At 64.7% G+C, this 19,325-nt stretch carries 16 protein-coding genes; 12 read left to right on the forward strand and 4 right to left on the reverse strand.

Annotated features, from left to right (window positions below):
• Positions 1 to 222: 222 nt before the first annotated feature.
• Positions 223 to 1,749 (forward strand): amidase, encoded by a 1,527-nt coding sequence (locus tag LJ655_RS08400; protein ID WP_230560793.1) that lies wholly within the window; start codon positions 223 to 225, stop codon positions 1,747 to 1,749.
• A 111-nt stretch (positions 1,750 to 1,860) separates the two neighbouring features.
• Here the strand turns inward: LJ655_RS08400 and LJ655_RS08405 are convergent, their stop codons facing one another.
• The 3 genes from LJ655_RS08405 to LJ655_RS08415 all read right to left on the reverse strand — a co-directional run bounded on the left by LJ655_RS08405 (position 1,861) and on the right by LJ655_RS08415 (position 4,746).
• Positions 1,861 to 2,172 carry a high-potential iron-sulfur protein gene (locus LJ655_RS08405; protein WP_230560794.1) on the reverse strand — a complete coding sequence of 104 codons (312 nt, stop codon included), beginning with the start codon at positions 2,170 to 2,172 and terminating at the stop codon, positions 1,861 to 1,863.
• Positions 2,173 to 2,305: 133 nt separating this feature from the next.
• Positions 2,306 to 3,412 (reverse strand): NAD(P)/FAD-dependent oxidoreductase, encoded by a 1,107-nt coding sequence (locus LJ655_RS08410; protein ID WP_230560795.1) that lies wholly within the window; start codon positions 3,410 to 3,412, stop codon positions 2,306 to 2,308.
• Between the two features lie 356 nt (positions 3,413 to 3,768).
• Entirely contained in the window at positions 3,769 to 4,746 is a 978-nt protein-coding gene (locus tag LJ655_RS08415; protein ID WP_230560796.1) for an AAA family ATPase, read from the reverse strand.
• Positions 4,747 to 5,051: 305 nt separating this feature from the next.
• On the opposite strand from LJ655_RS08415, the gene LJ655_RS08420 reads away from it, so the two are divergent.
• From LJ655_RS08420 to LJ655_RS08430, 3 genes are all read left to right on the forward strand, one after another.
• On the forward strand, positions 5,052 to 5,624 hold the full coding sequence (locus LJ655_RS08420) for a hypothetical protein (protein ID WP_230560797.1): 573 nt from the start codon (positions 5,052 to 5,054) through the stop codon (positions 5,622 to 5,624).
• Between the two features lie 54 nt (positions 5,625 to 5,678).
• Positions 5,679 to 6,476 (forward strand): endonuclease/exonuclease/phosphatase family protein, encoded by a 798-nt coding sequence (locus LJ655_RS08425; protein ID WP_230560798.1) that lies wholly within the window; start codon positions 5,679 to 5,681, stop codon positions 6,474 to 6,476.
• A 194-nt stretch (positions 6,477 to 6,670) separates the two neighbouring features.
• A complete protein-coding gene (locus LJ655_RS08430) occupies positions 6,671 to 7,726 on the forward strand; it encodes a LacI family DNA-binding transcriptional regulator (protein ID WP_230560799.1) in 1,056 nt (351 codons plus the stop codon).
• Positions 7,727 to 7,943: 217 nt separating this feature from the next.
• Here the strand turns inward: LJ655_RS08430 and LJ655_RS08435 are convergent, their stop codons facing one another.
• Positions 7,944 to 9,041, reverse strand: a complete 1,098-nt coding sequence (locus tag LJ655_RS08435; RefSeq protein WP_230561095.1) for an NHL repeat-containing protein — start codon at positions 9,039 to 9,041, stop codon at positions 7,944 to 7,946.
• Positions 9,042 to 9,680: 639 nt separating this feature from the next.
• Here LJ655_RS08435 and LJ655_RS08440 point away from each other — a divergent pair.
• The 8 genes from LJ655_RS08440 (at position 9,681) to LJ655_RS08475 (ending at position 19,315) form a co-directional block, all read left to right on the forward strand.
• Positions 9,681 to 10,451 (forward strand): ferredoxin--NADP reductase, encoded by a 771-nt coding sequence (locus LJ655_RS08440; RefSeq protein ID WP_230560800.1) that lies wholly within the window; start codon positions 9,681 to 9,683, stop codon positions 10,449 to 10,451.
• Between the two features lie 380 nt (positions 10,452 to 10,831).
• Entirely contained in the window at positions 10,832 to 11,716 is an 885-nt protein-coding gene (locus tag LJ655_RS08445) for a sensor histidine kinase (protein WP_230560801.1), read from the forward strand.
• Positions 11,717 to 11,726: 10 nt separating this feature from the next.
• Positions 11,727 to 12,383 (forward strand): response regulator transcription factor RqpR, encoded by a 657-nt coding sequence (gene rqpR, locus LJ655_RS08450; RefSeq protein WP_230560802.1) that lies wholly within the window; start codon positions 11,727 to 11,729, stop codon positions 12,381 to 12,383.
• Between the two features lie 279 nt (positions 12,384 to 12,662).
• Entirely contained in the window at positions 12,663 to 14,054 is a 1,392-nt protein-coding gene (gene bcaP, locus LJ655_RS08455) for a branched-chain amino acid transporter BcaP (RefSeq protein ID WP_230560803.1), read from the forward strand.
• 469 nt (positions 14,055 to 14,523) lie between these two features.
• Complete coding sequence (locus LJ655_RS08460) at positions 14,524 to 15,033, forward strand: (2Fe-2S)-binding protein (RefSeq protein ID WP_230560804.1); 510 nt, start codon at positions 14,524 to 14,526, stop codon at positions 15,031 to 15,033.
• A gap of 10 nt (positions 15,034 to 15,043) precedes the next feature.
• The gene (locus LJ655_RS08465; protein ID WP_230560805.1) at positions 15,044 to 17,437 is read left to right on the forward strand and encodes a xanthine dehydrogenase family protein molybdopterin-binding subunit; all 2,394 of its coding nucleotides are present in this window, start codon (positions 15,044 to 15,046) and stop codon (positions 17,435 to 17,437) included.
• A gap of 28 nt (positions 17,438 to 17,465) precedes the next feature.
• Complete coding sequence (locus LJ655_RS08470; RefSeq protein WP_230560806.1) at positions 17,466 to 18,263, forward strand: FAD binding domain-containing protein; 798 nt, start codon at positions 17,466 to 17,468, stop codon at positions 18,261 to 18,263.
• Between the two features lie 170 nt (positions 18,264 to 18,433).
• A complete protein-coding gene (locus tag LJ655_RS08475; RefSeq protein ID WP_230560807.1) occupies positions 18,434 to 19,315 on the forward strand; it encodes an AAA family ATPase in 882 nt (293 codons plus the stop codon).
• Positions 19,316 to 19,325 lie beyond the last annotated feature (10 nt).

Raw genomic sequence — 19,325 nt, forward strand, 5'->3', positions numbered from 1 at the left:
GCATGCGTCCGTGCCCGCCGAGCCGCTCGCGTGATCGAAAGCTCGGTCATTTGAAGTGCGCATTCGAATTCACGTAGGGCACGTCGGCGCGTAACTCGGGTAGTCTGTGCAAGACGGCGCGTCGGCCGACGCGCCGTCTTTTTTCATGCGCGACGCCCGCGCGTGCATGACCGGCCACGAATTCGACGCAGCCTGCCAATCGATCGCGAGGGCTCAACCGACGTGTACTCAGACTATCTCGCTCATGACGCCATCGGCCTCGCCGAACTCGTGCGCACGCGCCAGGTCAGCGCGCGCGAATTGATCGACGTCGCGATCTCGCGCACCGAGGCCGTCAATCCCGCGATCAACGCGGTCGTTCTGAAGGACTACGATGCGGCGCGCAAGCGTGCCTCGCGCGACGACGAAAATCGCGTCAATACCGTCAACAGCGCCCACGGCGCGGACAACTCCACCGCCCACGCCGCGCTCGCCGGCGTGCCGTTCCTGATCAAGGATCTCGGCGCCCCCGTTGCGGGACTGCGCATGTCGATGGGCAGCCGCCACTACCGCCACTTCATTCCGACAGAGGACGCACCGGTCGTGGCGCTCGCGAAAGCCGCGGGTCTGAACATCTTCGCGAAGACCAGCACGTCCGAGCTCGGCCAGATGCCTTATACGGAGCCCGAACTATTTGGTGCCTGCCGCAATCCATGGAATCTCGATCACACACCGGGCGGTTCGAGCGGTGGTGCCGCGGCGGCGGTCGCCGCGGGCATCGTACCGCTCGCGCATGCATCGGATGGCGGCGGCTCGATCCGCATTCCGGCATCGTGTTGCGGACTATTCGGCCTGAAACCCTCGCGCGGTCGCGTGCCCCGCGCAGCGCCGCCCGGCGCCGGCGAGCTCGGCATCGATCACGCCGTGTCGCGCAGCGTGCGTGACAGCGCGTTGCTGCTCGATCTGCTGACGGGCAACGCCGCGCGGCCCGCCGGTGCACCCGGCACTTTTCTCGGCGCGACGCGCGAGCCATGCAAGCCGCTCACGATCGCGTACGTGACCGAACCGATGCTCGCCCCGTCGTTATCGGCCGATGCGCGCGCCGCGCTTGACGACGCCGCGCAACTCGCGAGTTCGCTCGGCCATCGTCTGGAGCCTGTATCGCTCGGCGTCGATTTCGCGGCGGTCCGTCATGCGTTTCTGACACTGTGGTCGGTGAGCGCGGAGGACATGGTGCTGAACGCGGAGCGCATCACCGGCCACAAGCCCGAGCGCCGCGAATTCGAAATCTCGACGTGGGCGATGGCGCATATCGGCCGCAAGATCGGCGAGCAGGGCCTGCCGGCCGCGCTCGACGAACAGCGCCGCATCACCGCGCGCCTGACGGACTTGCTGAACCGCTACGACGTGTTGCTGTGCGCGACGCTGGCGGCCGCGCCGATCAAGATCGGCGAAATGCGGCCGAACTCCGTGGAACGTATGCAGATGCGCGCGATCACCACGGTGCCGCTCGAACGGCTCATCAAGAGACTGCTGTTCGAAGCATCGAACAAGGCGTTCGCCTGGGCGGGCTGCACGGAACTGTTCAACCTGAGCGGACAGCCGGCGATGTCGGTGCCCTTGTACTGGAGCGCACGCGGGCTGCCGATCGGCGTGCAGTTCGCGGCGCGCACCGGCGGCGAAGCGACGTTGCTCAGACTCGCCGCGCAGCTCGAAGCGGCACGGCCGTGGTTCGACAAACGCCCGCCGTTGATGAATGCGCGACGCTAGAAACGCAGCGGCGCGCGACGGCGGGCACCCGAAGACGCACGGTTCGAAGACACGCCGCGGTGTTGCGGCGCATCTCGCACAAGCCTGCAATCACGTCAAATGCAGGCTTCATCAGGCCTTCTTGTTATATGCGCTGCACCAGCCCCCGGCCGCGACCTGCTTGCCGCCGAACATCGGACAGGGGCCGAAGGCATCGCCCGCCTTGCCCTGAAAGAAGCTGCAGTTGCTGCATTGCTGCCCGGGCGCATATTTGGCGAATTTCGCCTTGTCGACCTTGCTCGCGTCCGCCTTGTAACCAAGCGCCTGCGCGGTCGGATCGGATTCGGAGACTTTCGGCGCGTCGGCGAACGCCTGGCGCGACAGCGCGAGCGTCGATGCCACACCAATGCTGGTGATCAAAAACGTACGACGGGAAGATCTCATGGGAACTCACTCCATATTTATATCGGTACCAACGCCGTTCTGATGACAGCTTCCCCAAGCATAACAACGAAGCCGCGGCCCGGGATGTTCCAAATGATAGAGATAAGCGGATCGGTACCGTGCAAACGCGATTTCACGCACGTCCGGCCAGCTCGCAGACTCGCTGCGCGATCGCAAGCGATGCCGTCAGCCCCGGCGACTCGATGCCGAACAGGTTGACGAGCCCGCGCACGCCATGCGCGGCCGGCCCCTGGATCACGAAGTCCGCGGCGGGCTCGCCAGGACCGGACAACTTCGGACGAATGCCTGCATACGCTGGCTGCAGCGCGCCGTCGGGCAGCGCCGGCCAGTACGCGCGAATCGCCGCGTAAAAAGACTCCGCGCGACGCGGATCGACGTCGTAATTGATCGCGTCGACCCATTCGACATCGGGACCGAAGCGTGCCTGGCCTCCGAGATCGAGCGTCAGATGCACGCCGAGGCCGGCTTCGTTCGGCATCGGATAGATCAGGCGGCTGAACGGCGCGCGTCCCGAGATGCTGAAGTAATTGCCGCGTGCGAAATAAAGCGGCGGCACGTGGCGTGCGTCGAGTCCGCGAATCCTGCGCGCGAGCGCGTTCGCATGCAGTCCCGCGCTGTTGATCACGCAGGCGGCGCTGATCGTGGCCGGCGCCGCGCCGCCGACCGTGACGGTGAAGCGTCCGTTGCGCGCCTCGATCGCCTCGACCGGCGCACGGAACGCGCACACCGCGCCGTCGCGCTCCGCATCGCCTTGCAGCGCGAGCATGTACTGATGACTATCGACGATCCCCGTCTGCGGCGAAAACACCGCCTCCACGCATTCGAGCGCCGGTTCGAGCGCCTGCGCCTGGTCGCCGGTGATTCGCATGAGGTCGAGCACGCCGTTGCCGCGCCCTTTGGCCATGATGCTTTCGAGCTGGGGGATCTGGTTGCGCGACGTCGCGACGAGCAGCTTGCCGCAGCGCGAATGCGGCACGTTGCGCTCGACGCAATAGTCATAGAGCATTTCGCGGCCGCGCACGCACAGCGTGGCCTTCAGCGATCCGCGCGGATAGTAGATGCCCGCGTGAACCACTTCGCTATTGCGCGAACTCGTACCCACGCCGATCGCTTCGGCGGCCTCCAGCACGATCACCTCGCGCCCGCGCGCCGCCAGGGCGCGCCCCGTCGCAAGCCCGATCACCCCGGCGCCGATCACTACACATTCGATCTGATCCATATCCGTTGACGCGGCCCATTGCGCCGCGCGCTGCCTCGTTCAGCCGATGGAAGGAAGACAAAAGCGGCACCTCGCCGCCGCGTTCCGTTCTGCGTCGAACGCATCTGTCCGTTGCGTCTGCTTATGTCTTTTTATCACCGTGACAGAAAATTGTACGACGTGGTACAGACAGAAATGACAAACAGCCGCGCCCGCCAATCAGGCGAGGGGGCGGCCAATGGGCGTGGTCGGGCGATCGCGCCTCAAAAAGAGAAACAATTGCTGTGGCATTTATCGCACGCGTCGTAGGAATTACCGCCCGAAACCATGCCGATCGCGGAAAACGCGGGGTTTTGCACAAAAAACGGCCAAAAGTCTCAAAAACCGATCGGTTTTCTGCGGTTTCCGTAATCGAGACGGATATCGGCGGGTTCGATCCGGTCGCGTCCGGCGATGCGCGCCGCGCCGAAGCCGTTCAGGATCGCGCGGCGCATCTCGCGCGGCGACGCACGCTTGAGCGCATCGAGCGTTGCCTCGCCGAGCGTTTCCGGAAAACGCAGCCCCCAGTTGTGCGCGCCGCGGATCTCGTCGTAGATCGACTGAGCGATGCGCCGCGCGCCTGCGTGATCCGGAGGCGGGATCTCGTAGACGTTCATGCGGTTGAGGATCGGTTCGGGGATCGCGCGTTCGTCGTTGGCGGTCGCGATCCAGATCACGTTGCCTGCATTGATCGGGATCTCGGCGAACTCGTCGATGAAGCATTCAGCGGTGTCGTGCTCCAGCAGCGCGTAGAGCGCGCCGAGCGGATCGTATTGCGAGTCGCTGGTCGCCTTGTCGATTTCGTCGACGGCGATCACCGGGTTCGCGTAACTGCCGTTCACAAGCGCATCGAATACCTTGCCCGGCTTCGCGTTCTTCCATTGCGACGACGCGCCCGACAGAATCCACCCCGCCGTCAGCGAGCTCATCGCGACGTATTGGTACGCGGTGCCGAGCAGGCGCGCCAACTGCTTCGCGAAATGCGTCTTGCCGATGCCCGGGTCGCCGAGCAGAAGGATCGGCATCAGCTCCAGCCGGTCTTCGGTTTCGAGGCACAGCGCGACCTGCTTGCGGATGTCGTCGAGCGGCCTCGAGAAATTGGGCAGCGCGTCGATCAGATCGTCGATCGACGGCATCCGGTTCGGCTTCACACAGAAACGCAGATTGCCGGTTTTCAGCATCTTTTCGTAGGTCGCGCGCAGCGCCTCGTTCGCGCCCTCACCGAGACCGTTCAGCGCGGTTTCGACCTCGTCGAGGTCGTACACGCGGCTAAATGACGCTACCGCGATCTCCTGTTTGACCATTGCTGTCGACATGGCTCACCCCGTTCGTCTGGTTGCTGCGGCGGCGCCTTGTGAGCACCGGTTCAAGTCCAGTGTAGCGACGACATAAACGCACGCAAGCCAGCAGTCCTGCGGTTCTGCTGCTAATCAGCGCATGCTCCGGCAGACGCCCGGAGGACGCGCCCGCGTGGCATTCTCATCCCATCTGTAATGGATTGTTGCTGAACCGGTCCACGTCGACTGTGTCAGAAATCGTTGCGGTCATCGGGGGTAAGATGGCTCTCTCATTGCTACGCTGACGCAACCGCGCGGACCGACGCGTGAGCGGAGACCCTTCCATGTGGAAAACCAGTATCGTGGCTATGCTGCTTGGCGCTTCGTCGCTCGCCCACGCTCAACAACGGCCAGCGCAACCGGTCGTGCAATGGCAGTTGCAGGTGGTGAAAGACGGTCAGCAGATCGACTCGTTCAACGGCACAACCACCGTCGGCCAGGCGCGCACGGACACGCACCACCAGGTCGTGCAGCATAACGTCGGCTGCAAGAACCAGCCGGCCGGCAGCATCGATCTGTCGCGGACCATCACGGTATCGCCGCTGCGCGTCGATGCGGAGGGCGTGATGTTTTCCATCGACACGCAGGAAACGCTCGAGGACAACAACCCGGGGCGCACCGACATTGGCTGCGAGCTGCCACCGCAGCCGCGCCAGGTCAGCGCGAGCCACCCGGGTCTCGTGGTGCCGCCCGGTCAATGGGCGAACTGGACGATCCTCGATCACAATCCGAACCTCGTGTACCGCCTGTATGCGAACGTCGTGAGCGGCAGTGCGAACGGCAACGGCATGAATGGCGGCACGAGCGGCAGCCCGAACGGCAATGGCGCCGTGAACGGCAGCAGCAATCCGAACTGACGGGCGCGGCGAGTCTGAGCGACGCCCTCGAACAGAACACGTGGATAACGCGGCATGCGAAACCCAGAAGAATTGATCCGAGAGAACCTTGCACCGAACGATTTCATCGCGGTGAGCTGGAACCTGCACAAGGGCCGCACGCCGCTCGGTTTTCAGGCGTGGCAGGCCATGCAGCGCTGGGTCGAACAGACACACGCGGACGCGTACTTCCTGCAGGAAGCGATGGCGCGGCGCATGCCGGCGCCGGTACTGGCGACCAGCTTCGGCGCGCCGATGGGTGATCCGCTAACCGACGTATGGCACTGTCAGGCAACCGAGATCGCCCGCGCGCTCGAACTCGAAGTCGCGCTTGGCCCGAACGTGTTCAAGCCGTCGTGGCGGCACGGCAATGCGATCCTCTCGCCGCATCCGCTCGATCTCGGCGGCCGCTGGGACATCTCCGCGCACCGCTTCGAAAAGCGCGGCCTGCTGGTCGCGCGCGCGACGTTCGGCGGACGGCTAGTCACGCTGCTGTGCGCGCATCTCGCGCTGACGCGCCCGGCGCGGTTGCGGCAGATGAACTGGATCGCGCACTGGATCGCGAAGGAAGCACCCGACGGGCCGCTCGTGCTGGCCGGCGATTTCAACGATTGGCGCAATGACTCGGTGCCGCTTTTTCGCGAACACGGCTTGGAGGAAGTTGCAACGCTGCTCGGCGAACCGGCGCGCACGTTTCCGGCGTTCTCACCGGCGCTGTCGCTCGACAAGATGTTCGTGCGCGGCATGCAGCCCGTCGAGTGGATTCAGCCGACGCAGGAGACCGCGTGGCTATCGGATCATTTGCCCTACGTGGCGAAGTTGCGGCTCGAATAAGCGCCTCTGCCTGATGCACTATCGGTCCGTGTGATTAGTAATAGACTCGTTCAAATGCGATCGTAGGACGGCGAAAACCGCTTCCCCACGGCGGGTTCGCGCACGTTGCCGCGCGGATATTATTAGTGCTACCGTCAGAAGTGCGGTGCCTCTGGTATTCCCTGCTTCAGCGCCGCTTCGCCTCGGCCCGCGCAATGAAAAAATCGACTCAACGCCGCCCGACCATGACCGACATCGCCAAACTCACCGGCGTGTCGCAGTCCACCGTCTCGCTCGTGCTCAACAACGCGGCCGGCGCGAAATTCTCCGAGGCTACCCGCGACAAGGTGTTGAAAGCTGCGCACGACCTCGGCTACAGGTTGTCGTCGCGCGTGCCGGTCGCGGTATCGAGCGACGAGCGCAATCTGATCGTCTATCTGGCCGACGAGATCTCGACGAGTCCGCACCCGGTCGTCAGCATCGACGGCGCGCGCGACGCCGCGTACGCGAGCGGCAAGATGCTGGCGGTCTACTCGACGCACGGCAACGCCGACATCGAAAAACAGGTGCTCGACACGGTCCTCACCAATCCGCACGTGTTCGGGGTGATTTACGCGACCGTCTACACGCGCAAGGTCGCGCCCCCGGCCGCGCTGTCGAAGATTCCGACCGTCCTGCTGAACTGCTACACCGGCGACGACACGTTTTCGTCGGTTGTGCCGGCCGAGGTCGCGGGCGGCCATCTGGCGACCGAGTATCTGCTACAGGCCGGCCACCGGCGCATCGCCTACATCAACGGCGAGCCGTGGCAGGACGCCGCGAAGGACCGTCTGAAGGGCTACCGCACCGCGCTTGCGACCGCCGACCTGCCGTTCGCCCCCGAACTCGTGCGCGACGGCGACTGGAGTTCGGGCCTCGGCTTCGAGCAGACGCTGTCGCTGATGCGCGAGGCCAATCCGCCCACCGCGATCTTCTGCGCGAACGACCTGACCGCGATCGGCGCGATCGAGGCACTCAAGCAACTCGGCCTGCGCGTGCCCGAGGACGTCGCGGTGCTCGGCTACGACGACCAGGAAATCGCGCGCCACACGCATCCGCCGCTGTCGACCGTCGTGCTGCCGAACTACGAACTCGGCCGCTGGGCCGTCGAGACACTCATTCAGGAGCAGCACAACCGCGCGGCCGGCGCACCGGTGCGCCATCGCGCGGTCAAGCTGGACGGACCGCTGGTCGAACGCGCGTCGGTCTGTGTAGTGACCGAGGACAGGTAGCCGTTGATTGTTATTAGCGATCTGTCGTTAATAATTTCACATGGAATGATCGGCGCGTCGGCGAGAAACGGGGGCCGTCGCGTGAGCGAGCGGCACTCGCGAGCTAGGCGTCACCAGATCGGTCAGACAGCATACCCTTGCCTGACGGAGACTTGGCCCGGCCATTGCCGCTCCATACCCACATCTGTGTACCGATAGATCGTTGCTCCGTGTCCGTTCATTGATTATCGGTGCGCAACGTCCAGACAGTCGCCGAATTCGTGTTGTCGTCCACCGCCGCAAACTGCAGATGCCCCTTGCTATTGAGACCGAAGGCAAGGCCAAACGCCGCGCCCGACGCAGCATCGACCTGCAATTGCGCGACGAACTGTCCGCCCACGGTGAACTCGACGATTTCGCTGGGATGTTGCGGGTCGGGGTTGACTGCATCGCCGTTCGCGGTAACGAGATGACCGTTGGGGGCGAGTGCCAGCGCAAGCGGACCGTGCAAGTGCTTGTTGTCCTGGTAGATCATCCGCCCGATTCCGCCATCATGATTCGCGTTGGCGGCGCCGTAGATCGCGAATATGGCGTTGTCGCCTGTCGAGGCGACGTAAAGCACGTCATGTGATGGGTCGTAGGCCAGCCCAGTCGGGCCGACCACGAGTGCCGCCGGATCGGTGCGGTGCATATAGCCTGACGCGATGATGGTCGAGCTCGGCAGCACCTGGACGCCATTTTCCCCGATTGCAAGATCGATTCGCGCGACCTTGCCGTTCAACACATCGGAGACGAACACTCTGACGAATCGCCCGCCGTCGATCACGGTCAGGTCCCAGGGGCCATCCAGCAGGTTGGGATCGATCAGTTGTTTGACGAGACCGCCCTGCGGATTGAGGACGAGCAGCGAGCCCGGCGCGACGACGTTCTTGCCATCCGTAGTCGGCACATTGCCCACCAGCACGAAGCCGCTTTTCAGCACAGCGAGCGCCGTCGTGAGACCGAGATGTTGTCCCTGGAAGAACGTCACGGGGTTGCCATTGGGCACGAGCTTGACGACCGTCGTGCCGGTTCCCTGCAGATTCGAGCTTGCATTGAAATTCGACACCACCACATCGCCGGGTTTGAGGGTGCTCCAGGACGGCACGCCGGGCGGCACGAACGCAATGCCGTACGGATTGACATCACCGTTAGACGGAACGGTCGATGCGGTCACCGAATTTGGCGGCAGGATCGCCTCCTGCGCCCAGGCCCCGACAGTCCCCATCGAAAACGCCAGCAACGCGGCTCGACACGCCGCACGACGCATGAAGCGCGATGCGCGTGCCCGTATCATCCATCCGTTGAATTCAGTGTTTGAACCGCATGTAGACATCGCACGAGAAGCTTCCATTTGACACCTCCTACTCGCAGGGACGGCCGGAGCCGCCGGGACGAGTCGCGCATGACCACACCGCCTTGCCTCGTGCGACTCGCGTCCTGCGTAAACGACGAAGCGCCCGAGGTATTCCCCAAAAAATCACCCGCGCGAACGATGTAGAACGCCACCCGATTACGGTGGCGCAGGGACGGTTCCGCCCCATTTGCCGGTTTCATCAGCAGGGTCAATGCTGCGGTGCACGCCTCCTTTCGGTATCATCTTGAAATTGTTGTCCGCGCGGCGCGCGCTTTTGCGCACGCCGACAGCCAATGACAGCCGCCCTGCGCGGCATTCGCCGAATCGCCGTACACCGCCGAAGCACGGCCGCACTTACGCCAACGTACTTCGCGGCGCCAACAAAGCGGCGCCGCCGCTTCCAGGTCCGGCAACCCGCTTCACCACGCACGACCGACGCGCCGCGCTCCCGCCCCGACGGGCACGGTAAAATACCGGATTACGCGTGAGTCCCGGCCACGGGTCAACGCAGCATCGCCCTTGCCGTGCCGGCCGGCTCAGACGACTGGCCGCCTTTGTTTTCGCACTATCCAAGAAGCCATGAGCAACCTGAATTCACAAACCGTCCTGAGCGTCCATCACTGGACCGATACGCTTTTTAGCTTCACCTGCACGCGCGATCCGTCGTTCCGCTTCGAAAACGGCCAGTTCACGATGGTGGGCCTGCAGGTCGACGGCAAGCCGCTGCTGCGCGCATACAGCCTTGCCAGTGCGAACTACGAAGAACACCTCGAATTCCTGAGCATCAAGGTGCAGGACGGCCCGCTCACGTCGCGTCTGCAGCACCTGAAGGTCGGCGACGAAGTGCTGATCGGCAAGAAGCCGGTCGGCACGCTGGTGGCCGACAACCTGCTGCCCGGCAAAACGCTGTGGCTGCTGTCCACCGGCACGGGCCTCGCACCGTTCATGTCGATCATCAAGGACCCGGACATTTACGACCGCTACGAGCGCGTGATCCTCACGCACACCTGCCGTTTCGTCGATGAACTCGCGTACAAGGAATACATCACCGAGCACCTGCCGGCGCATGAACACCTCGGCGAGCTCGTGCAGGAAAAGCTGCTGTACTACCCGACCGTCACGCGCGAGGCGTTCCAGAACCGCGGCCGCATCACCGAGCTGATCGAAACCGAAAAGCTGTTCGCCGACCTCGGCGTGCCGGGTTTCTCGCTCGAAAACGACCGCGTCATGCTGTGCGGCAGCCCCCACATGCTGCGCGACACGCGCAAGCTGCTCGAAGACGCGGGCTTCAAGGAGGGCAGCAACAACGAGCCGGGTCACTACGTGGTCGAAAAGGCCTTCGTCGGTTAAGCCGCCGTCCCTCTTCGCGGCCCGCGCGCCGCGACTTCCGCGAAAAGGAGCCTCCGGGCTCCTTTTTTGTTGTCCGTTACAAATTGGAAGCCCCTCCATCACCTCCGCTGTCAGAATTCCTCTGACACCACCAGCATGCGCGGTACATCAAGTAATCTATGAAAACTCTGCGCTAACCCTTGGTACGACTGCATTTTTCTTTTTTTTAAGATATCATCGCGGCGCGAGATCAGACGGAATTCGCACGCCTGCCGTAGGCCGCCGTATTTGTTACTGAATGTAAATTTCGTTACGTCAGGCTGCCGGGTTCCGACTATCGCGCAGGTCGCGCCCGAGTGCGTCCGCTTCGCTGTCCGCTCCACTTCCTGAGAGGGAAATTTATGGATACGTCGACTGCCGTCCCGTTCAACGCTCCGCAGGCCTCGTCAGCGCAGCGTGATGGCATCGACATGCCGTCGCTCGCCGCGCGCGAGATCGAACGGTTGCGTGCGCGGGTGCGCGAGCTGTCGGCCGAACTGGTCGACGCGCAGGAGAGCGTGCGCCGTCACCTCGCGAGCGAGTTGCACGACGGGGTCGGGGCCGAGCTGACCGCGACGCGCTTTGCGCTCGCCGGCATCGAAACCTGGCTGCCCGCCGACGCGCCGCCGCAATGCGCAGCCGCGCTCGCGGTCGCGAACCGTTCGCTCGACGCCGCGTGCGCAGCAAGCCGCGCAGCGGTCGCACAGTTGCACGCGCCGTCGTTCGAGACCGGCGTCGCCGGCGCGCTGCAAGGCTGGATCCGCGACTTCTCCGGGCGCACCGGCTTGCGCACCACCATCACCTGCTCCGACGACGCGCGGCTCGCGCGTCTGCCCGCCGACGCGGCGCTCGCCGTGTTTCGCGTCGCCCAGGAAGCGCTCAACAACGTCGCGAAGCATGCCCATGCGACGTGCGCCGACGTGCGGATCGAAACCGGTCCGCGACATCTGAAACTCTCCGTCAGCGACGATGGTATCGGCCTGCCGCGCGGCGCGCGCGAACGCGACGGCGAGAAACCGGCCGACGGCCATTTCGGCCTCGCCGGCATGCAGGCGCGCTGCGCCGCGTTCGACGGCGCGCTGCAGGTCAGCGCCAGGCGCGCGGGCGTCGGACATGGCGAGGGCAGCAGCGATGACAGCAGCGCCGTTACCCCGCGCGGCACCCTGATCCAGGCTCGCTTCGCCTGGCACGCGCTGCTCGCTGCTCGCCCCGCGCCGCGCGCCGCCCGGCGCGCACTGCAATCGTGAGCCCGCAACCATGAGCCTGCGCATCCTGATCGTCGAAGATCACGCGGTGGTCCGCCAGGGGGTCCGCCAACTGCTGCTTGATCGCGGTATCGCGCGCGAAGTCGCCGAGGCGCACAGCGGCTCGGGAGCACTCGACTCGGTAGTCCAGCAAAGCTTCGACGTCGTGCTGCTCGACATCTCGCTGCCCGACATGAACGGCGTGGAGGTGCTCAAGCGCCTGAAGCGCAAGGCGCCGCGCGTCGCGGTGCTGATGTTCTCGATGTACCGCGAGGACCAGTACGCGGTGCGCGCGCTGAAAGCCGGCGCCTCCGGCTATCTATCGAAGACCGTCGACGCCGCGCAGATGATCGGTGCGATCCAGCAGGTCGCGGCGGGCCGCAAGTACGTGAGCCCCGAGATGGCCGAGGCGCTCGCCGACTACGTCTCGTTCGACGGCGAACAACTGCCGCACGAAAAGCTGTCCGATCGCGAATACCAGACGCTGTGCATGCTCGCGTCGGGCAAACGGCTCACCGATATCGCGGCGACGCTGTCGCTCTCGGTGAAGACGGTCAGCGTGTACCGCACGCGGCTGCTCGACAAGATGAAGCTGCGCAACAACGCCGAGCTCACGTTCTATGTGATGAGCAACCGCCTCGTCGATCTGAATCCCGCGATGGCGGGTTAAGCAAACAGGCGCCGCACGTGCGGCGTTGCGCCACGCGGTTACGGAGCAAACGGAGAAAGTCCCTCCCCATATTTTGCTTATCCAGCAAAAGCTTCACCGCAACTCTGCTCCCGATATCGCAAGACCACCCCGAAGTCCCCTCCTGGCGGGAGTTTCCGCCCGTCACTCGAGCCCAAAAAATGCCGCCGCGAACCGGGCCGTTCCCGTGCATCCGCTAGAATTACGGGTTTTCCCGACATTCGGCGCGCAACACGCGTGCACTACTGGAGACCCACGCCAATGTCCCTGTTTCGCAAAAAGAGCGTCGAGCACATGCTCGCAACAAGCGCTCAGACTGCCGGCCTGAAAAAAGCGCTCGGCGCGCTCGACCTCACTTTCCTCGGCGTCGGCGCCATCATCGGCACCGGCATCTTCGTGCTGACCGGCACGGGCGCCGTGCAGGCTGGCCCCGCGCTGATGATCTCGTTCTTGATCGCGGCGATCGCCTGTGCCTTCGCCGCGCTCGCCTACGCGGAATTCGCGTCGACGATTCCGGTCGCCGGTTCGATCTACACGTACTCGTACGCGACGCTCGGGGAACTGGCCGCGTGGATCATCGGCTGGGACCTGATGCTCGAATATGGACTCGCGACGTCGGCGGTGTCGGTCGGCTGGTCCGGCTATCTGCAGTCGCTGCTGTCCGGCTTCGGGGTGTCGCTGCCGATGGCGCTGACCGCGGCCCCCGGTGCAGTGCCGGGACACGAAACGCTGTTCAACCTGCCTGCCTTCCTCGTGATGATGGCGATCACCACGCTGCTGTCGCTCGGTGTGCGCGAGTCCGCCCGCATCAACAACATCATGGTCGCGATCAAGGTGGTCGTCGTGCTGCTCGTGATCGCCGTCGGCGTGTTTCACGTCACCCCGGCCAACTGGCACCCATTCATGCCGCACGGCTGGAGCGGCGTATTCGGCGCGGCCGCGGTGATGTTCTTCGCGTTCATCGGCTTCGACTCGGTGTCGTCGGCGGCGGAAGAAGTGAAGAATCCGAAGCGCGATCTGCCCATCGGCATCATCGCCTCGCTCGGCGTGTGCGCGGTGCTGTACGTGGCAGTGGCCGCGGTCGTCACCGGCATCGTGCCGTCGGAGAAGTTCATGGGCATTTCGCACCCGGTGTCGTACGCGCTGCAGCTCGCGGGGCAGAACTGGGTCGCGGGCTTCATCGATCTCGGCGCCGTGCTCGGCATGCTGACCGTGATTCTCGTCATGGCCTACGGGCAAACCCGGGTGATCTTCGCGATGTCGCGCGACGGCCTGCTGCCCGCGAAGCTGTCGAAAGTGCATCCGCGCTTTGCTACTCCGTTCTTCACGACGTGGCTCGTCGGTATCTTCTTCGGTCTGATCGGCGCGCTGGTGCCGCTCAATGTGTTGGCTGAACTGATCAATATCGGCACGCTCGCGGCGTTCTCGATGGTGTCGATCGCGGTGCTCGTGCTGCGCAAGACGCACCCGGAGCTGCCGCGCGCATTCCGTTGCCCGGGCGTGCCGGTCGTTCCGGTTCTCGCAGTTGCATCGTGCCTGTTCCTGATGCTGAACCTGCAAGGCATCACGTGGGCCGCATTCGTGATCTGGCTGCTGATCGGCATGATCATCTATTTCGGCTACTCGCGCCGTCATTCGAAACTGGCCAGGTAATTCGCCGTTTCAACGAGGCCGCCCCGGCGCGCTGAAGGCTCCCGAGTCCGGCCTCGCTTTCCGCTGATCTATCGATGCGCCCCGTCATGCTCTGCAGACGGGGCGCATGTGTTTGCGGCGTCCTGTTCCGTGGCCGCCATGCCTGGCTTCGTGCGCTCGCGGGCGCCGAACACACTTCCCCTCATAGCGCGCCCGCGCGATTTGTGCTTTACTTTTCGGCAGATCTGTAAAACCCGCAGCACCCTCATCGGACCTCGCGAATCGCAATCAGCACGCAGTCGAAACAAAGCAGGGGCAATAACAATCACAGGTCCGGTCTCACCCACAGCAACTGTCTTGCATGGGATCGTAGTCAGCGCCGAGGCAGGCATCGATACGCCGACGCGCTCGCTCCGATCAACCGAGATAAACGCATGGGACCGCAGCAAGCGCTGAAGCGCTGACTGCGGCCGACAAAGGAGACAGCTTCATGGAAATCAGCATCAGTCTGACGGTCAATGGCGCGCCCGTGAGCGCCTCAGTCGACCCTGGCACCCTGCTTGTCCAGTTCCTGCGCGATCAACTCCGTCTGACCGGCACCCACGTCGGCTGCGATACCGCACAATGCGGCGCCTGCACCGTGCATCTGAACGGCCGCGCGATCAAGTCCTGCAACATCCTCGCCGTGCAAGCCGATGGCGCGGACGTCACAACCATCGAGGGGCTCGCGCACGACGGCGCGCTGCATCCGATGCAGGCCGCGTTCAAGCACTGCCACGGTCTGCAATGCGGCTTCTGCACGCCGGGCATGGTGATGAGCGCGGTGTCGCTGGTACAGAGTCAGCCCGATCTGACCGCCGACGGCGTGCGCGAACAACTCGACGGCAATCTCTGCCGCTGTACCGGCTATCACAACATCGTCAAGGCCGTGCTCGAAGGCGCCGCGGGTATGAAGTCGTCCGCCGCATCAAGCGCAACTGCCGGCGCGAATGCCGCCTGAGGAGCCGACGATGAACGCACCCGATACCCCGAGCCTGATCGGCGCCGCCGTCGAACGCAAGGAAGACTATCGCTTCCTCACCGGCCAAGGCCAGTACACCGACGACATCATCCTGCCGCGGCAAACCTACGCGGTGTTTCTGCGCTCGCCGTATGCGCACGCGAAGATCACGAGCATCGACACGAGCGCGGCCCGACAGTCGCCAGGCGTCGTGGCGATCTTCACCGGCGCGGATCTCGCCGCCGAGAACGTCGGCGGACTGCCGTGCGGCTGGCTGATCCACAGCATCGACGGCAAGCCGATGAACGAACCGCCGCATCCCGTGATCGCGCATACGAAAGCGCGGCACGTGGGCGACCAGGTCGCGCTCGTGATCGCCGAATCGATCAATGCCGCGAAAGATGCGGCCGAACTGATCGAGGTCAATTACGACGTCCTGCCTGCCGTCGTCGATACCGCGCATGCGGCCGATCCAGGTCAGGCGGCCGTGCACGACGAAGTGCCCGACAACGTCTGCTACAACTGGGGCCACGGCGACAAGGCCGCGACCGATGCCGCGTTCGCGAGAGCCGCGCACGTCACCACGCTCGACATCGTCAACAACCGCCTCGTGCCGAACGCGATCGAACCGCGCGCGGTCAACGCGAGCTTCTCGGCGCAGGACGACAGCTACACCCTGTATGTCGCCAATCAGAATCCGCACGTCGAGCGGCTCCTGATGGCCGCATTCGTGCTGTCGCTGCCGGAATCGAAGCTGCGCGTGATCGCGCCGGACGTCGGCGGCGGCTTCGGCTCGAAGATCTTCCTGTACGCTGAAGACGTTGCGCTCACGTGGGCATCGAAGAAGATCGGCCGGCCGGTCAAATGGACGGCCGAGCGCTCCGAGGCCTTCCTCTCCGACGCGCATGGCCGCGACCATGTGACGAAGGCAGAACTCGCGATGGACGCCGACGGCAAGTTCCTCGCGATGCGCGTGCATACGATCGCGAACATGGGCGCGTATCTGTCGACGTTCGCGTCGAGCGTGCCGACCATCCTGTACGCGACGCTGCTCGCCGGGCAATACGCGACGCCCGCGATCTACGCCGAAGTGAAGGCCGTCTTCACCAACACCGTTCCCGTCGATGCGTATCGCGGCGCGGGCCGGCCGGAAGCCACCTTCGTCGTCGAGCGTCTGGTCGAAACGGCGGCGCGGGAGATGAAGCTCGATCCCGCGGAAATCCGCCGCCGCAATTTCATCACGCAGTTCCCGTACGCGACGCCGGTCGGCCTCACCTACGACACCGGCGACTACCACGCGATCCTCGCGCGCGCACTCGAAATCGCGGACGTCGAGGGCTTCGCCGCGCGCCGGCAGGAGTCCGAAAAGAACGGCAAGCGACGCGGCCTCGGCTACTCGTGCTACATCGAGGCATGCGGTCTCGCGCCGTCCAATATCGCGGGCGCGCTCGGCGCACGCGCGGGCCTGTTCGAAGTCGGCCAGATCCGCGTGCATCCGACCGGTTCGGTCACCGTGTTCACGGGCTCGCATAGTCACGGTCAGGGACATGAGACGACCTTCGCGCAGGTCGTCGCGGACCGGCTCGGCATTGCGCTCGAAAGCGTCGAGGTCGTGCATGGCGACACCGGCCGCATCGCGTTCGGCATGGGCACCTATGGCTCGCGCTCGATCGCGGTCGGCGGCTCGGCGATCTCGAAGGCCCTCGACAAGATCGAAGCAAAGGCGAAGAAAATCGCCGCGCATCTGCTCGAAGCGTCGGCTGAAGACATCGAGTTCAAGAACGGCGTGTTTCGCGTCGCGGGCACCGATCGCACCAAGGCGTTCGCGGAAATCTCGCTCGCCGCGTACGTGCCGCACAACTATCCGCTCGATGTGCTCGAACCGGGGCTCGAAGAAAGCGCGTTCTACGATCCGACCAACTTCACCTATCCGTCGGGCGCGTATATCTGCGAGATCGAAGTCGATCCGGACACCGGCGTGTCGCGCATCCAGAAGTTCACCGCGGTCGACGATTTCGGCAACGTGATCAATCCGATGATCGTCGAAGGTCAGGTGCATGGCGGCCTCGGGCAAGGCATCGGCCAGGCGCTGCTCGAGCGCTGCGTGTACGACAGCGATAGCGGCCAACTGCTGTCCGGCTCTTACATGGACTACGCGATGCCGCGAGCGTGCGACCTGCCCGACTTCACGGTCGAAACCGTCAAGGGCACGCCGTGCACGCACAATCCGCTCGGCGTGAAAGGCTGCGGCGAGGCGGGCGCGATCGGCTCGCCGCCAGCGGTGATCAACGCGATCATCGACGCGCTCGCCCCGCTTGGCGTGACCAATCTGCAGATGCCGGCCACGCCGCATCGCGTGTGGTCCGCGATTCAAGCCGCGCAATCGGCCGCGAAACAAGCCTGACCCAACGATCCTGAGCGGAGCATTCGACATGTATTCATTCGAGTATCAACGCGCGACGGATCCGCAAGCGGCCGCCGCAGCCCTCGCCGCCGACAGTGACGCGAAGTTCCTCGCCGGCGGCCAGAGCCTTTTGCCGACGATGCGCCTGCGTCTCGCGCAACCGTCGCGGCTGATCGACGTGACGCGCATTCCCGCGCTGAAGTCGATCACCGTCGACGCGAGCACGGTGACGATCGGCGCGGCCGTGTGCCACGCGGACGTCGCCGAGCACGCGGACCTGCGGCGCGTCTTGCCGGCGCTCGCTGACCTCGCCGGCAATATCGGCGATCGCCAGGTGCGCGCGCTCGGCACGATCGGCGGCTCACTCGCGAACAACGACCCGGCCGCGTGCTATCCGGCCGCGGCAATGGGCCTCGATGCGACGATCGTCACGGACCGGCGGCGCATCACGTCGGGCGATTTCTTTGTCGGCATGTACGAGACCGCGCTCGCGCCCGACGAGCTGATCGTCGCGGTCGAGTTTCCGGTACCCGAGCGCGCCGCGTACGAGAAATTCCGCAATCCCGCCTCGCACTTCGCGCTGGTCGGCGTGTTCGTTGCGAAGTTTGCGAGCGGGGTACGGGTCGCCGTGACGGGCGCGGCGTCATCGGTATTTCGCGTTGCCGAGCTGGAAAGCGCGCTGTCGGCGAACTTCACGCCCGAGGCGGCACGCGCGGTGAGCGTGTCGCCTGACGAGCTGAATGAAGACATGCACGCGAGCGCCGCGTATCGCGCGCATCTGATTCCGGTGCTCGCCGCGCGTGCGGTCACGAAGGCAAATACTTAGCGATCCTTGCCACCTCGTCCGGCCGGCGCGCGCTGAGACCGCAGCGCGCGCAAGCCGGCCTGGCTCGTTTTCCGAGCTGGCGCAGGCGTTTGAGGTTGGCCTCGCGCCCGTTACATTCTTCTCTCGCGCCATGCTTTCGCCACGGCCTGTCGCGCAGATTCAGGACCACCATGCAGCCGGCTTCGATTGACGACACCCTCGCCCAACTCGCCGCCCAGCGTTATTTCGCGAGCCGCGAACTCGCGACCGCGCTGTATCTCGCGCTGCGCATGGAGCGGCCGCTGTTCGTCGAAGGCGAGCCGGGGGTCGGCAAGACCGAACTCGCGAAAGCCGCGGCCGGCATGCTTGGCACCACGCTGCTGCGACTGCAATGCTATGAGGGCCTCGACACCGCGAGTGCGCTCTATGAATGGGACTACCCGCGTCAGATCATGGCGCTGCGGCTTGCCGAAGCGAGCGGCGAGCGCCCCGACAACGACACGCTGTATCGCGGCGAATTCCTGCTCAAGCGTCCGCTGCTGCAGGCGCTCATGCCCGACGAACACCATCCCGGGGCGCGGCGCGTGCTGCTGATCGACGAAATCGACCGCGCCGACGAACCGTTCGAGGCATTCCTGCTCGAACTGCTTTCGGACTTCCAGGTATCGATTCCCGAATACGGCACCGTGCACGCGGCGCAACCGCCGCTCGTCATCATGACGTCGAACCGCACGCGCGAAGTGCATGACGCGTTGAAGCGGCGCTGTCTGTATCAATGGATCGGCTATCCGGATCGCGAGCGCGAACTCGAGATCGTCGCCGCGCGCGCGCCGAATACGTCGGCGCAATTGCAGCGGCGCGCGGTCGATTTCGTGCATCGGCTGCGCGGCATGGATCTGTTCAAGGCGCCCGGCATCGCCGAAACGATCGATTGGTGCCGCGCGCTCGAAGCGCTGTCGGTCACCGAGCTCGATCCGCAATCCGTGCAGAACACGCTCGGCGTCCTGCTCAAGTATCAGGACGATCTCGCGCGCATAGACGCCGCGCAGATCGCGCAGTGTCTGTCCGGGTGAGGATCGTTGG

The organism is Paraburkholderia translucens, assembly GCF_020881035.1.
GTDB lineage: Bacteria > Pseudomonadota > Gammaproteobacteria > Burkholderiales > Burkholderiaceae > Paraburkholderia > Paraburkholderia translucens.